We start from the raw sequence: 13,400 nt of genomic DNA, 5'->3' as shown, positions 1-13,400 counted from the left end.
CAATGCAGTGACATCAACCACGAGCCAGAACCTTGGCCAGCGCCTCAAGGAAGCGGCTGTTCTCAGCAGGCAGACCAATGGTGATGCGCAGGTGGTTCGGCATGCCATAGTTGGCCACCGGACGTACGATCACACCCTCACGCAGCAAGCCCTGGAACACAGGAGCAGCCACTTGACCAAGGTCGACACAAATGAAGTTGCCCTTGGACGGGATCCAGCCCAAGCCCAACTCACGAAAGCCTTCCTGCAACTGCAACATGCCGCTTTCGTTGAGGCGACGGCCTTCTTCCAAGTACTCGGCGTCCTGCACCGCAGCGCAAGCCGCCGCCAGCGCGAGGCTGTTGACGTTGAATGGCTGGCGAACACGGTTCAGCACATCGGCCACCACCGCAGTCGACAGGCCGTAACCGACCCGCAGCGACGCCAGGCCATAAGCCTTGGAGAAAGTGCGTGAGACCAGCAAGTTCGGATAAGCCGCAAGGAAATCCAGGCCGTCCGGCAGGTCACTGCCTTCGGCGTACTCGATGTATGCCTCGTCGAGCACCACCAGTACATGCTCCGGCACGTCCTGCAGGAAGTTGTCCAGCACCTCGGCGCTGAACCAGGTGCCGGTCGGGTTATTCGGGTTGGCGATGAACACGACGCGAGTCAGGCCATCAATGGCCGCCAACATGGCCGGCAGGTCATGGCCCCAATCTTTCGCAGGAATCACGCGCGCTTCAGCGCCCACGGCCTGGGTCACGATCGGATACACCGCAAATGCGTGTTCGCTGAACACTGCGTTCAGGCCCGGCGCCAGATAGGCACGGCCGACCAGCTCCAGAATGTCGTTGGAGCCGTTACCCAGGGTCACCTGGCTCAGGCCAACCCGGCATTTTTCCGCCAACAGGGATTTGAGCGCAAAGCCATTACCATCGGGATAACGGGTCAACTCAGCCAGCGCATCACGAATCGCCGCCAATACCTTGGGGCTTGGGCCCAACGGGTTTTCGTTACTGGCCAGCTTGACGATCTTCGACGGATCCAGGTTCAGCTCACGCGCCAGCTCGTCCACAGGCTTGCCCGGAACGTAAGGCGACAGTTGTTGCACGCCCGGCTGTGCCAGGGCGAGGAAGTTGCCACTCATGTTAAAGCCTCACAAAACCGCTTTCGGGTAAGAGCCCAGCACCTTGAGTGCCACGGCTTCCTGACTGATTTTCTCGAGCACACCCTTGACCAGCGGGTCACGGTGGTGGCCGACGAAGTCGATAAAGAACACATAAGTCCATTTACCGCTGCGCGAAGGACGAGTCTCGATTCGCGTCAGGTCAATCCCGTTGTCGTGGAACGGCACCAGCAGCTCATGCAGCGCGCCGGGCTTGTTGCTCATGGAGACGATGATCGATGTCTTGTCGTCGCCGGTCGGCGGCACTTCCTGGCTGCCGATCATCAAGAAGCGCGTGGAGTTATCCGGGCGATCCTCGATTTTCTCGGCCAGGCGCGTCAGGCCGTACAGGCCAGCGGCCATATCACCGGCAATTGCCGCCGAATTCCACTCGCCCTTGACCCGCTTTGCCGCTTCGGCGTTGCTCGACACCGCCACGCGCTCCACGTTCGGGTAGTGCGCGTCCAGCCACTTGCGGCACTGGGCCAGGGACTGGGCGTGGGAGTAGATGCGACTGATGCTGTCGGTCTTGGTGTTTTCGCCCACCAGCAGGTGGTGGTGGATACGCAGCTCGACTTCGCCGCAGATCACCATGTCGTGCTCAAGGAAGCTGTCGAGGGTGTGGTTGACCGCGCCTTCGGTGGAGTTTTCTACCGGCACCACGCCAAAATTCACCGCACCAGCGGCCACTTCACGGAACACTTCGTCGATCGCAGCCATTGGCTTGCTGATTACGGCGTGGCCAAAGTGCTTCATGGCGGCGGCTTGAGTGAAAGTGCCTTCAGGGCCCAGGTAAGCCACTTTCAGCGGCTGCTCCAGTGCCAGGCACGAAGACATGATTTCGCGGAACAACCGCGCCATCTCTTCGTTGCCCAACGGCCCCTTGTTACGCTCCATCACGCGCTTGAGCACCTGGGCCTCACGCTCCGGACGGTAGAACACCGGCACTTCGCCTTCAGCCAGGGAGGCCATTTTCACCCGTGCAACTTCCTGGGCGCACCGCGCGCGCTCACTGATCAGCTCCAGGACTTTCTCGTCCAGGCTGTCAATGCGTACGCGCAGAGCCTTGAGTTCTTGCTCAGACATTAGCCGTGTTCCTTTTCGAACTCTGCCATGTAAGCCACCAGCGCCTTGACGGCGTGGATATCGACAGCGTTATAGATGGAGGCGCGCATGCCACCTACCGAACGGTGGCCCTTGAGGTTCAACAAGCCGCGCTCGTCGGCGCCAGCCAGGAATGGCTTGTCCAGGCGGTCATCCGCCAGGCGGAACGGCACGTTCATCCACGAGCGGTCCGTCAGGTTGATCGGGTTGCTGTACAGGCCGCTCGCGTCGATGAAGTCGTACAGGGTACGTTTCTTCTCTTCGTTGAGCTTGCCCATGGCAGCCACACCGCCCTGCTCTTTCAGCCATTCGAACACCAGGCCCGACAGGTACCAGGCGAACGCCGGCGGGGTGTTGTACATCGAGCCGTTATCGGCCGCGACCTTGTAATTGAGCATGGTCGGGCACACCGAGCGGGCGCGACCCAACAGGTCTTCACGGATGATGTTGACCACGATGCCGCTCGGGCCGATGTTCTTCTGCGCGCCGGCGTAGATCATGCCGTACCTGGATACATCGATAGGGCGCGACAGGATGTCCGAAGACATGTCGCACACCAGCGGTACATCACCCACCTCCGGCACCCAGTCGAACTCCAGGCCGCCGATGGTTTCGTTCGCTACATAGTGAACATAGGCCGCGTCTTTCGAGAGTTTCCACTCGTTCTGACCGGGAATGGCGAAGTAGTCGTAAGGCTTGGCCGTGCCCGCCACGTTGACGTGACCATAACGAGAGGCTTCTTCAATGGCCTTCTGACCCCAGATACCGGTGTCGATATAGTCGGCAGTGCCGTCTTCCGGCAGCAGGTTCAATGGAATCTGGGCGAACTGCTGGCTCGCACCACCCTGCAGGAACAGCACTTTGTAGTCGGACGGAATGCCCAGCAAGTCGCGCATATCCTGCTCGGCCTTGGTGGCAATGGACACGAACTCATCGCTGCGATGGCTCATTTCCATCACGGAGAGGCCTTTTCCATGCCAGTCGAGGAGTTCACCCTGCGCACGCTGCAGGACTGCTTCAGGAAGCGCCGCGGGACCGGCACAGAAGTTATAGGCTCTCTTGCTCACATCCAATCTCACTTTGATTTGGTGGGGCTGCAATCATATTTGGCCACAACCTCTGCCTGGAGCGTACATCTGTGGGAGCTGGCTTGCCTGCGATAGCCGCGCCGCGGTATCACTGAATGACCGAGGCGCCCGTATCGCAGGCAAGCCAGCTCCCACACTGATCGCGTCCAGGCCGAGGACGTGTTGTTTCATAAGGAACAAACAACAAGGGGGCGAATCTTCATCCGCCCCCTGTGTGTCCGCTTATTCCTGCGGTTCTTCTTCGTCTGCAGCAGCGTCGAGTGTTGGCTCGTCGACGGCGTCATCACCACCGGCGATCACCTCGCCCTCAACCTCTTCGCCTTCCAGCTCCTCGCCTTCGACTTCCGATGGTTCCTGGACACGCTCCAGGCCTACCAACGTCTCGTCGCTGGCCAGTTTGATCAAGGTCACACCCTGGGTGTTACGACCCAGGCTCGACACTTCATCAACTCGGGTACGCACCAAGGTGCCCTGGTCGGAAATCAGCATGATTTCCTCGCCATCCAGCACCTGGACCGCGCCGACCAGGCGGCCGTTGCGGTCGTTGCTGACCATGGCGATAACGCCTTGGCCGCCACGCTTGTACTCAGGGAATTCGCTGATAGCGGTACGCTTGCCGTAGCCACGGGCCGAAGCAGTGAGGATCTCGCTGCCTTCTTCCGGGATCAGCATCGAAATCAGCTTCTGCCCTTCTGGCAGGCGCATGCCGCGCACACCGCGGGCGGTACGGCCCATGGCGCGAACGTCGGATTCCTTAAAGCGCGTGACCTTGCCGCCGTCGGAGAACAGCATGACTTCACGCTCGCCATCGGTGATGGCCGCGCTGATCAATACGTCGCCTTCGTCCAGTTCCAGGGCGATGAGGCCCACGCTGCGTTGGCGGCTGAAAGATTCCAGCGGGGTCTTCTTCACGGTGCCCATGGCAGTTGCCATGAAGATGAAGTGACCTTCGGTGTACTCGTCTACCGGCAGCATGGTGGTGATGTATTCATCACTGTCCAGCGGCAGCAGGTTGACCAACGGACGACCACGGGCGGCGCGGGAGGCTTCCGGGATTTCATAGGTTTTCAGCCAGTACACCTTGCCCTTGCTGGAGAACAGCAGCAGCGTGGTGTGGCTGTTGGCAACCAGCAGGTGAGCGATGTAGTCCTCATCCTTGACGCCGGTAGCCGATTTGCCTTTACCGCCACGACGCTGGGCCTGGTACGCAGCCAATGGCTGGGTCTTGGCATAGCCACCGTGGGAGATGGTCACGACGCGATCTTCTTCCGGGATCATGTCACCCAGGGTCAGGTCGAGACGGGCATCGAGAATCTCGGTGCGGCGCACGTCGCCGTATTCGGCGCGGATCACTTCCAGCTCTTCGCGGATCACTTCCATCAGGCGCACAGCGCTGTTGAGGATGCGGATCAGCTCGCCGATCTGGTTGAGAATCTCCTGGTACTCGGCCAGCAGTTTTTCGTGCTCCAGGCCGGTCAGGCGGTGCAGACGCAGCTCCAGGATGGCCTGGGCCTGTTCCGGGGACAGGAAATACTTGCCGTCGCGCAGGCCGTATTGTGGGTCCAGGGTCTCCGGACGGCACGAATCGGCACCGGCACGCTCAACCATCGCCACTACGGCGCTGGATTCCCACGGCATCTTGATCAGCGCTTCTTTGGCTTCCGACGGGGTCGGCGAGGCCTTGATCAGGGCGATGACCGGGTCGATGTTCGACAGCGCAACCGCCTGGCCTTCCAGGATGTGGCCGCGCTCGCGGGCCTTGCGCAGTTCGAACACGGTACGGCGGGTTACCACTTCGCGGCGGTGACGTACGAAGGCTTCCAGCAGGTCCTTGAGGTTAAGGATGCGCGGGCGGCCGTCGATCAGTGCTACTACGTTGATACCAAACACGCTTTGCAGCTGGGTCTGGGCGTAGAGGTTGTTGAGGATCACCTCAGGCACTTCGCCACGACGCAGCTCGATCACCACCCGCATACCGTCTTTGTCAGACTCGTCGCGCAGTTCGGTGATGCCTTCCAGCTTCTTCTCTTTAACCAGCTCGGCGATCTTCTCGATCAGACGCGCCTTGTTCAACTGGTAAGGAAGTTCGGTGATGACGATCTGCTGACGGCCACCGACCTTGTCGATGTCTTCGATCATCGAGCGGGCGCGCATGTAAATGCGCCCACGACCGGTGCGGTAGGCTTCGATGATGCCGGCGCGACCGTTGATGATCGCGGCCGTCGGGAAGTCTGGGCCGGGGATGTATTGCATCAGCTCATCGATGGTCAACTCAGGGTTGTCGATGAGGGCCAGGCAACCGTCGATGACTTCACCGAGGTTGTGTGGCGGGATGTTGGTGGCCATGCCCACGGCGATACCGCTGGAGCCGTTGACCAGCAGGTTGGGAATACGGGTTGGCATGACCGCCGGGATCATTTCGGTGCCGTCGTAGTTCGGCACCCAGTCCACGGTTTCTTTGTGCAGGTCAGCCAGCAACTCGTGCGCCAGCTTGGTCATGCGCACTTCGGTGTATCGCATGGCCGCGGCGTTGTCGCCGTCGACCGAACCGAAGTTGCCCTGGCCGTCTACCAGCAGGTAGCGCAGGGAAAACGGCTGGGCCATCCGAACGATGGTGTCGTACACCGCAGTGTCGCCGTGAGGGTGATACTTACCGATCACGTCACCGACAACACGGGCAGATTTCTTGTACGGCTTGTTCCAGTCGTTACCCAGCTCGCTCATTGCGAACAGCACACGCCTGTGCACGGGCTTCAAGCCATCGCGCGCATCAGGCAGTGCCCGCCCGACAATTACGCTCATCGCGTAGTCGAGGTAGGACTGTTTCAGCTCGTCTTCGATATTGACCGGGAGGATTTCTTTGGCCAGTTCGCCCATGAGAAGCCTGATTCCTTTTTCGGGTGAAACCTCGTCACATCCATATGGGACGAACGAAGCTCGCCGCTACCGGCATGGTGCCTGGCAACGACTTACGACAAATCAACGAGTTATGACACGGATCTGCGCATTAAAGGTTACCCCTTGAGGTGACCCTGGAAACCGCCGAATGTTATCACAATCGCCGCCACGCACCTATCCCCCTGATGAGCATGGAGCATAGTAAGTTGACGGATGACAGGCTTGACGGCGACGAGAGGGCCTTAGAGCCGGTTCCAAGGCGTTTTTTGCGGGCAAATAGCCTTAATGCAGGCGTTTACGGCACATCAATTGCGCCATCTTCGCCGTGTCGGGGCGCTCGACGATGCCTTTTTCGGTGACGATCACATCAATCAGGTCTGCTGGCGTCACGTCAAACACCGGGTTGAAGGCGTCTACGTCGGCGGCGACACGGGTGCCGCCGACTTCCAGCAGCTCCCGGATGTCGCGCTCTTCGAGCGGCACGTCATCACCACTGGTTGCCATCATGTCGATGGTGGAACTGGGCGCCACCACCATGAAGCGCACACCGTGATGCATGGCGCACACCGCCAACTGATAAGTGCCGATCTTGCTGACCACATCACCGTTGGCCGTAATACAGTCGGCGCCGACAATCACCCAGGTCACGCCTTTGGTCTTGAGAATGTGCGCGCCAGCCGAGTCGGCATTCACGGTGACCGGAATTCCCTCGCCGGCCAGCTCCCAGGCCGTCAACCGCGAGCCTTGCAGCCAAGGCCGGGTCTCGTTGGCGTAGACCCGCTCTACCATGCCCTCCAGAAATGCTGCGCGAATCACACCCAGCGCCGTGCCGACGCCGCCGGTGGCCAGTGCACCCGCGTTACCATGGGTCAGGATCGCCTGGACGTTGCCCTGGTGCTTGCGGATCAGTTCCACCCCCAACTGCGCCATGGTCAGGTTGGCTTCACGATCACTCTGGTGAATCGCCACCGCCTCGGCCTCCAGCACCTTCAACGGGTCAGCGTGTTTCTTGAGGCGATCCAGACAATCGCGCATGCGTTTCATGGCCCAGAAAAGGTTCGACGCCGTCGGACGGGTATCCGCCAGCAGCGCGTAGTCCTCTTCCCAGGAGGCCTGCCAGTCATCACCCTCGGCGATGCGCGCACGGGCGGCCAGCACCAGGCCATATGCGGCACTGATACCAATGGCCGGCGCACCGCGCACCACCATCGAGCGAATGGCCTCGGCCACCTCGGCGGCGCTGGTGCAGGCCATCCAGGTTTCTGCAGACGGCAACACACGCTGATCGAGCAGGTACAGTGCGCCATCACGCCACTCGATGGCCTTCACTTTCTCCGCAGCCAACAGTCGATCGCGCATCCCTCACCCCGCACTCATGAACAAAAGCCGCCGATTATAGCGATCCGCCAGCCAGGACGCTCGGGTATACTTCGCCGTTCTTTATAGATGCCTGGGAAACTGCCCTCGATGACACCGACTGCCGCCCCGCTCGACTTATTACTGCTGCCCACCTGGCTGGTACCTGTCGAGCCTGCCGGCGTGGTGCTCAAGGAGCACGGCCTGGGCATTCGTGACGGGCGCATTGCGTTTATCGGCCCACGCGCCGCGGCCTTGAAGCTCGCAGCGAGCGAAGTGCGCGAGCTGCCGGGCATGCTCCTCAGCCCCGGCCTGATCAACGCCCACGGCCACGCGGCCATGACACTGTTTCGCGGCCTGGCCGACGACCTGCCGCTGATGACCTGGCTGGAAAACCACATCTGGCCCGCCGAGGCCAAGTGGGTCGACGAGGCCTTCGTGCGCGACGGCACGGACCTGGCGATCGCCGAACAGATAAAGGGCGGCATCACGTGTTTCTCGGACATGTACTTCTTCCCGAAAGTCGCCAGCGAACGCGTGCACAACAGTGGCATGCGTGCACAAATCGCCATCCCGATCCTGGATTTCCCGATTCCTGGTGCCGCTGACGCCGACGAGGCGATTCGCCAGGGCGTCGAGCTGTTCGGCGACCTCAAGCATCACCCGCGGATCAAAATCACCTTCGGCCCCCACGCGCCGTACACCGTGTGCGACGAAAACCTGGAAAAAATCCGGGTGATTGCCGAGGAGCTGGACGCCTCGATCCACATGCACGTACATGAAACCGCCTTCGAAGTGCAGCAGTCCGTTGAGCAGCACGGTGAGCGCCCGCTGGCACGGCTTGGCCGCCTCGGCTTGCTGGGGCCGCGCTTCCAGGCCGTTCACATGACCCAAATCAGCGATGACGACCTGGCTTTACTGGTAGAAAGTAATACCAGCGTGATCCACTGCCCGGAATCCAACCTGAAACTGGCCAGCGGCTTCTGCCCGGTAGAGCGCCTGTGGCAAGCCGGCGTCAATGTGGCAGTAGGCACCGACGGCGCCGCCAGTAACAATGACCTCGACCTGCTGGGCGAAACCCGCACCGCCGCGTTGCTGGCCAAGGCCGTCGCTGGCTCGGCCACCGCCCTGGATGCCCATCGCGCATTGCGCATGGCCACCCTCAACGGCGCCCGGGCCATGGGCCTGGAAAGTCAAATCGGCTCGCTGGAAGTCGGCAAGGCTGCCGACCTCGTGGCCTTTGACTTGTCGGGCCTGGCGCAACAACCGATCTACGATCCGGTCTCACAGCTTATATATGCCACCGGACGTGATTGTGTGAAACACCTTTGGGTCGGCGGCAAGCAATTGCTCGACGACCGGCAACTGACCCGCCTGGATGAACAACAGTTGTGCGCCACGGCCATCGCCTGGGGCCAGCGCATCAGCGGACACACCGAATAACGCCCGCCCTGGCAGTGCATGCCAGGACCGGCAAAACGTTTTATCAGATTTAGAGGATTCCCCATGAGCAACGTCGACCACGCTGAAATCGCCAAATTCGAAGCCCTCGCCCATCGCTGGTGGGACCGCGAAAGCGAGTTCAAACCCCTGCATGACATCAACCCGCTGCGGGTCAACTGGATTGACGAGCGCGTCAACCTGGCCGGCAAGAAGGTACTGGACGTGGGTTGCGGCGGCGGGATTCTCAGCGAATCCATGGCCCAGCGCGGCGCCACCGTGATGGGCATCGACATGGGCGAGGCGCCACTGGCCGTGGCCCAGCTGCACCAGCTGGAGTCGGGCGTGAACGTCGAATACCGGCAGATCACCGCCGAAGACCTGGCCGAAGAAATGCCCGGCCAGTTCGACGTGGTCACTTGCCTGGAAATGCTCGAGCACGTGCCCGACCCGTCCTCGGTGATCCGCGCCTGCTTTAGCATGGTCAAGCCCGGCGGCCAGGTGTTCTTCTCCACCATCAACCGCAACCCCAAGGCCTACCTGTTCGCGATCATCGGCGCCGAATACATCATGAAGCTGCTGCCGCGCGGCACCCATGACTTCAAGAAATTCATCCGCCCTTCCGAGCTGGGTGCCTGGAGCCGCCAGGCCGGGCTGACCGTCAAGGACATCATCGGTTTGACCTACAACCCGCTGACCAAGCACTACAAGCTGGCCAGCGACGTTGACGTCAACTACATGATCCAGACCCTGCGCGAGGAGTAAGCCTGTGAAGTTGCAAGCGGTTCTTTTCGACATGGACGGTACCCTGCTGGACACCGCGCCAGACTTTATCGCCATCTGCCAGGCCATGCGGGCTGACCGCGGCCTGGCGCCGATAAACGACCAGCACATCCGCGATGAAATCTCCGGCGGCGCCCGGGCAATGGTCGCCGTGACTTTTTCGATGGACCCCGAGTCCCCAGGCTTTGAAGAACTGCGCCAGGAGTTCCTGGAGCGTTACCTCAAGGGTTGTGCGATCCACAGCAAGCTGTTCGACGGCATGGAAGAGCTGCTGGTAGATATCGAGAAATCCAGGCTGGTGTGGGGCGTGGTCACCAACAAGCCACTGCGCTTTGCCGAACCGATCATGCAGCAACTGGGCCTGGCGCAACGCTCTGCGCTGCTGATCTGCCCGGACCACGTGAAGAACAGCAAGCCGGACCCGGAACCGTTGATCCTGGCGTGCAAGATGCTCGACCTGGACCCGGCCAGCGTGTTGTTCGTAGGTGATGACCTGCGGGACATCGAGTCGGGCCGCGACGCCGGCACCCGGACCGCCGCAGTCACCTACGGCTATATCCACCCGGACGACAACCCGCGTAACTGGGGTGCGGACGTGGTGGTGGATCACCCGCTGGAACTGCGCAAAGTGCTGGATAGCGCGCTGTGCAGCTGCTGATCGGGAATGCTTGAGGCTGATGCAACTTTGTGGCGAGAGAGCTTGCTCCCGTTCGACTGCGCAGCAGTCGCGAAAAACCGGGGCTGCTTCGCAACCCAACGGGAGCAAGCTCCCTCGCCACAGAAGCCTTAGCCAGCCTTAGCCGCAATCAATCACATGGATTTTCTGTGAACTTTGTCGAGGTTGTTTATGTTTGATTACTCCGCACGTCCAGAACTGCTCAAGGGCCGGGTCATCCTGGTCACCGGCGCCGGTCGCGGGATCGGCGCAGCGGCGGCAAAAACCTATGCCGCCCATGGCGCCACCGTGCTGTTGCTGGGCAAGACCGAAGCCAACCTGGCGCAGGTCTATGACGAAATCGAAGCCGCCGGCCAGCCACAGCCCGTGGTGATCCCGTTCAACCTGGAAACCGCCCTGCCCCATCAATACGATGAGTTGGCAGCGATGATCGAAAAGGCATTCGGCCACCTCGACGGCCTGCTGCACAACGCTTCGATCATCGGCCCGCGCACGCCGATCGAACAGTTGTCGGGTGAGAACTTCATGCGGGTGATGCACGTGAACGTCAACGCGATGTTCATGCTGACCAGCACATTGTTACCGCTGCTCAAGCTGTCACAGGATGCGTCGGTGGTGTTCACCTCCAGCAGCGTGGGCCGCAAGGGCCGTGCTTATTGGGGTGCGTACGGGGTGTCGAAGTTTGCTACCGAAGGCCTGATGCAAACCCTGGCGGACGAGCTGGATAACGTCGCACCGGTGCGCGCCAACAGCATCAACCCGGGCGCTACCCGCACCAGCATGCGGGCCCAGGCGTATCCAGGCGAGAACCCCGCCGATAACCCGACACCGGAAGAAATCATGCCGGTGTACCTGTACCTGATGGGCCCTGACAGTACCGGTATCAACGGGCAGGCATTTGACGCGCAATAACAAACACTGGCTTTCGTGGTGAGCGGGCTTGCCCCGCGCTGGGCTGCGAAGCAGCCCCAATAAAGACACCGCATGCTTTCAGACAGTCAGACAGAATGAGGTGACCGGCTTCAGGGCTGCTTCGCAGCCCAGCGCGGGGCAAGCCCGCTCACCACAAAAGGGCTGGCCACACATTAAAGGGCTGGCCCCACATTGGGTTTACGACAGTACCGGTATCAACGGGCAGGCGTTTGACGCGCAATAACAAACACTGGCTTTCGTGGTGAGCGGGCTTGCCCCGCGCTGGGCTGCGAAGCAGCCCCAATAAAGACACCGCATGCTTTCAGACAGAATGATGTGACCGGCTTCAGGGCTGCTTCGCAGCCCAGCGCGGGGCAAGCCCGCTCACCACAAAAGGGCTGGCCACACATTAAAGGGCTGGCCCCACATTAAAGGGCTGGCCCCACATTGGGTTTACAACGCTTAGTTTTTCACCACGTCCTCAAGCGTGAAGCGCCCCAACGGGTTTTGCAGGAAGTTGCTGACGTTCTTGCGTGAGATGTTGATGTACGGGCTGTAGTACAGGTCGATCCAATTCACATCCTGTTTCGCCATTTTCTGCAGGTCGACGTACATCTGCTCACGCTTGACCGGGTCGGCCTCGATCCGCGCGGCCGCCACCAGGTCCTTGACCTTGTCGTTCTTGTAACGGGTCATGTAGTTCTGGTTGGTGTCGTGGCCCAAGACGAAGGTGGTCTTCTGGTCCGGGTCGAGGATGTCGTTGGTCCAGTACATCACCGAAATATCGTAGTCGCCGTCCACCAGCATCTGCCAGCTTTGAGTCGGGTCGACCTTTTGCAGGTTGGCCGTGACGCCGACCTTGGCCAACTGGTCCTTGATCATCACCGCAATCTGCTCGTCGGCTTCGTTGCCGGCGTTGACCACGTAGTTGAGTTTCAAGTCCTGGGCACCGGCAGCGGCCAACAGTTTCTTGGCTTCGGTGGGGTCATACGGACGCTGCAGGTTGTTCGCGTAGTGGTACAGCGAGCCTTTTGGAATGTAGGAATAAGCCACGGTGCCTTGGCCGAAGGTGGCGGTTTTCACCAGCGATTGTTTATCGATGGCCATGTCCAGCGCCTGGCGCACTTGCGGCTTGGCCAGCAGGCCGTGAGCGTGGTTGATCAGCAGGTGATCCTCACGGGTCGACGGGTCGGAATGGACCACCACGTTCTTGTCTTTTTTCAGCTCTTCAACCCGGGAGAACGGCACGAAGATCGCCGTGTCCAGTTCGTTGTTCTGCACCATGCGCATGCGCGTATTGTCGTCGGTCACCGACACCCACTCCACGCCATCCAGGCTCACCTTGCCGGCCTGCCAGAAGTTCGGGTTCTTCTTCAAAATCACCCGGTCCCCTTTGCGCCACTCGTCCACGGTAAACGCGCCGGAGGTCACCGGGTTTTCCGAGTAGGCATCCTCGCCCATTTTGGTCATGGCCTTTTCCGACAGGATCGATACGGTCGGCGAGGCGAGTTGCGAGAGGAAGGCCACCGCTGGAGTTTTCAGCGTCACCACCAGGGTTTGCGGGTCGCTGGCCTTGGCGGTGTTGATCAGGCTGAACGGGTCGCTCCACAGCGAGGCCTTGTTGTCGCGGATGCGCAACAGGCTGAACGCGGCGTCGTCTGCGGTGATCGGCGAGCCATCCGAGAACTTCGCGGTACGCAGTTTGAAGGTGTACGTCAGGCCGTCCTTGGAAATGTCCCAGCTTTCTGCCAGCCCCGGCTCCATCCTGGTGCCCAGGTTATCCACGCGCACCAGGGTGTCGTAGACGTTGGCGAACACCCAGGTATCGCGGTTCTGCGCGCTTTTGATCGGGTCAAAGGTGGTGCTGTCTTCGCGGCAGCCGATGGTGAGTACACCAGCAGCCTGGGCGATACCCGCGGTCAGCGACCACGCGGTGAGTGTGGCGGCGGCGAGCAACTTCAAGTGACGGGATTGCATGTCATAACTCCTTGTCTATAAC

At 60.8% G+C, this 13,400-nt stretch carries 10 protein-coding genes; 4 read left to right on the top strand and 6 right to left on the bottom strand.

Going from position 1 to position 13,400, the window contains the following annotated elements:
* Window positions 1–13 precede the first annotated feature (13 nt).
* From hisC to mtnA, 5 genes are all read right to left on the bottom strand, one after another.
* On the bottom strand, window positions 14–1,126 hold the full coding sequence (gene hisC, locus RGV33_RS09395) for a histidinol-phosphate transaminase (protein ID WP_322144030.1): 1,113 nt from the start codon (window positions 1,124–1,126) through the stop codon (window positions 14–16).
* A 9-nt stretch (window positions 1,127–1,135) separates the two neighbouring features.
* A complete protein-coding gene (gene pheA, locus RGV33_RS09390; RefSeq protein WP_003218812.1) occupies window positions 1,136–2,230 on the bottom strand; it encodes a prephenate dehydratase in 1,095 nt (364 codons plus the stop codon).
* The gene (gene serC / locus RGV33_RS09385; protein ID WP_322144029.1) at window positions 2,230–3,315 is read right to left on the bottom strand and encodes a 3-phosphoserine/phosphohydroxythreonine transaminase; all 1,086 of its coding nucleotides are present in this window, start codon (window positions 3,313–3,315) and stop codon (window positions 2,230–2,232) included. The genes pheA and serC overlap by 1 nt, the downstream gene beginning before the upstream one ends.
* Before the next feature lie 243 nt (window positions 3,316–3,558).
* Complete coding sequence (gene gyrA, locus RGV33_RS09380) at window positions 3,559–6,213, bottom strand: DNA gyrase subunit A (RefSeq protein WP_322144028.1); 2,655 nt, start codon at window positions 6,211–6,213, stop codon at window positions 3,559–3,561.
* 303 nt (window positions 6,214–6,516) lie between these two features.
* A complete protein-coding gene (gene mtnA / locus RGV33_RS09375) occupies window positions 6,517–7,593 on the bottom strand; it encodes an S-methyl-5-thioribose-1-phosphate isomerase (protein ID WP_322144027.1) in 1,077 nt (358 codons plus the stop codon).
* A gap of 108 nt (window positions 7,594–7,701) precedes the next feature.
* Here mtnA and RGV33_RS09370 point away from each other — a divergent pair, with 108 nt between their 5' ends.
* From RGV33_RS09370 to RGV33_RS09355, 4 genes are all read left to right on the top strand, one after another.
* Window positions 7,702–9,033: a TRZ/ATZ family hydrolase gene (locus RGV33_RS09370; protein WP_322144026.1), complete on the top strand. Its 1,332-nt coding sequence runs from the start codon at window positions 7,702–7,704 to the stop codon at window positions 9,031–9,033.
* Between the two features lie 63 nt (window positions 9,034–9,096).
* Window positions 9,097–9,795: a bifunctional 2-polyprenyl-6-hydroxyphenol methylase/3-demethylubiquinol 3-O-methyltransferase UbiG gene (gene ubiG, locus RGV33_RS09365; protein ID WP_322144025.1), complete on the top strand. Its 699-nt coding sequence runs from the start codon at window positions 9,097–9,099 to the stop codon at window positions 9,793–9,795.
* 4 nt (window positions 9,796–9,799) lie between these two features.
* The gene (mupP, locus tag RGV33_RS09360) at window positions 9,800–10,471 is read left to right on the top strand and encodes an N-acetylmuramic acid 6-phosphate phosphatase MupP (protein ID WP_322144024.1); all 672 of its coding nucleotides are present in this window, start codon (window positions 9,800–9,802) and stop codon (window positions 10,469–10,471) included.
* A 189-nt stretch (window positions 10,472–10,660) separates the two neighbouring features.
* Complete coding sequence (locus RGV33_RS09355) at window positions 10,661–11,401, top strand: YciK family oxidoreductase (protein WP_322144023.1); 741 nt, start codon at window positions 10,661–10,663, stop codon at window positions 11,399–11,401.
* A 462-nt stretch (window positions 11,402–11,863) separates the two neighbouring features.
* On the opposite strand, the gene RGV33_RS09350 is transcribed toward RGV33_RS09355, so the two are convergent.
* Window positions 11,864–13,378, bottom strand: coding sequence for an ABC transporter substrate-binding protein (locus RGV33_RS09350; protein WP_322144022.1), 1,515 nt, complete (start codon window positions 13,376–13,378; stop codon window positions 11,864–11,866).
* Window positions 13,379–13,400: the final 22 nt, after the last annotated feature.

Source organism: Pseudomonas sp. Bout1 (assembly GCF_034314165.1).
GTDB lineage: Bacteria > Pseudomonadota > Gammaproteobacteria > Pseudomonadales > Pseudomonadaceae > Aquipseudomonas.
Note: the sequence above shows the minus strand (reverse complement) of the source record. Positions and strands in the feature narration are given on the sequence as shown.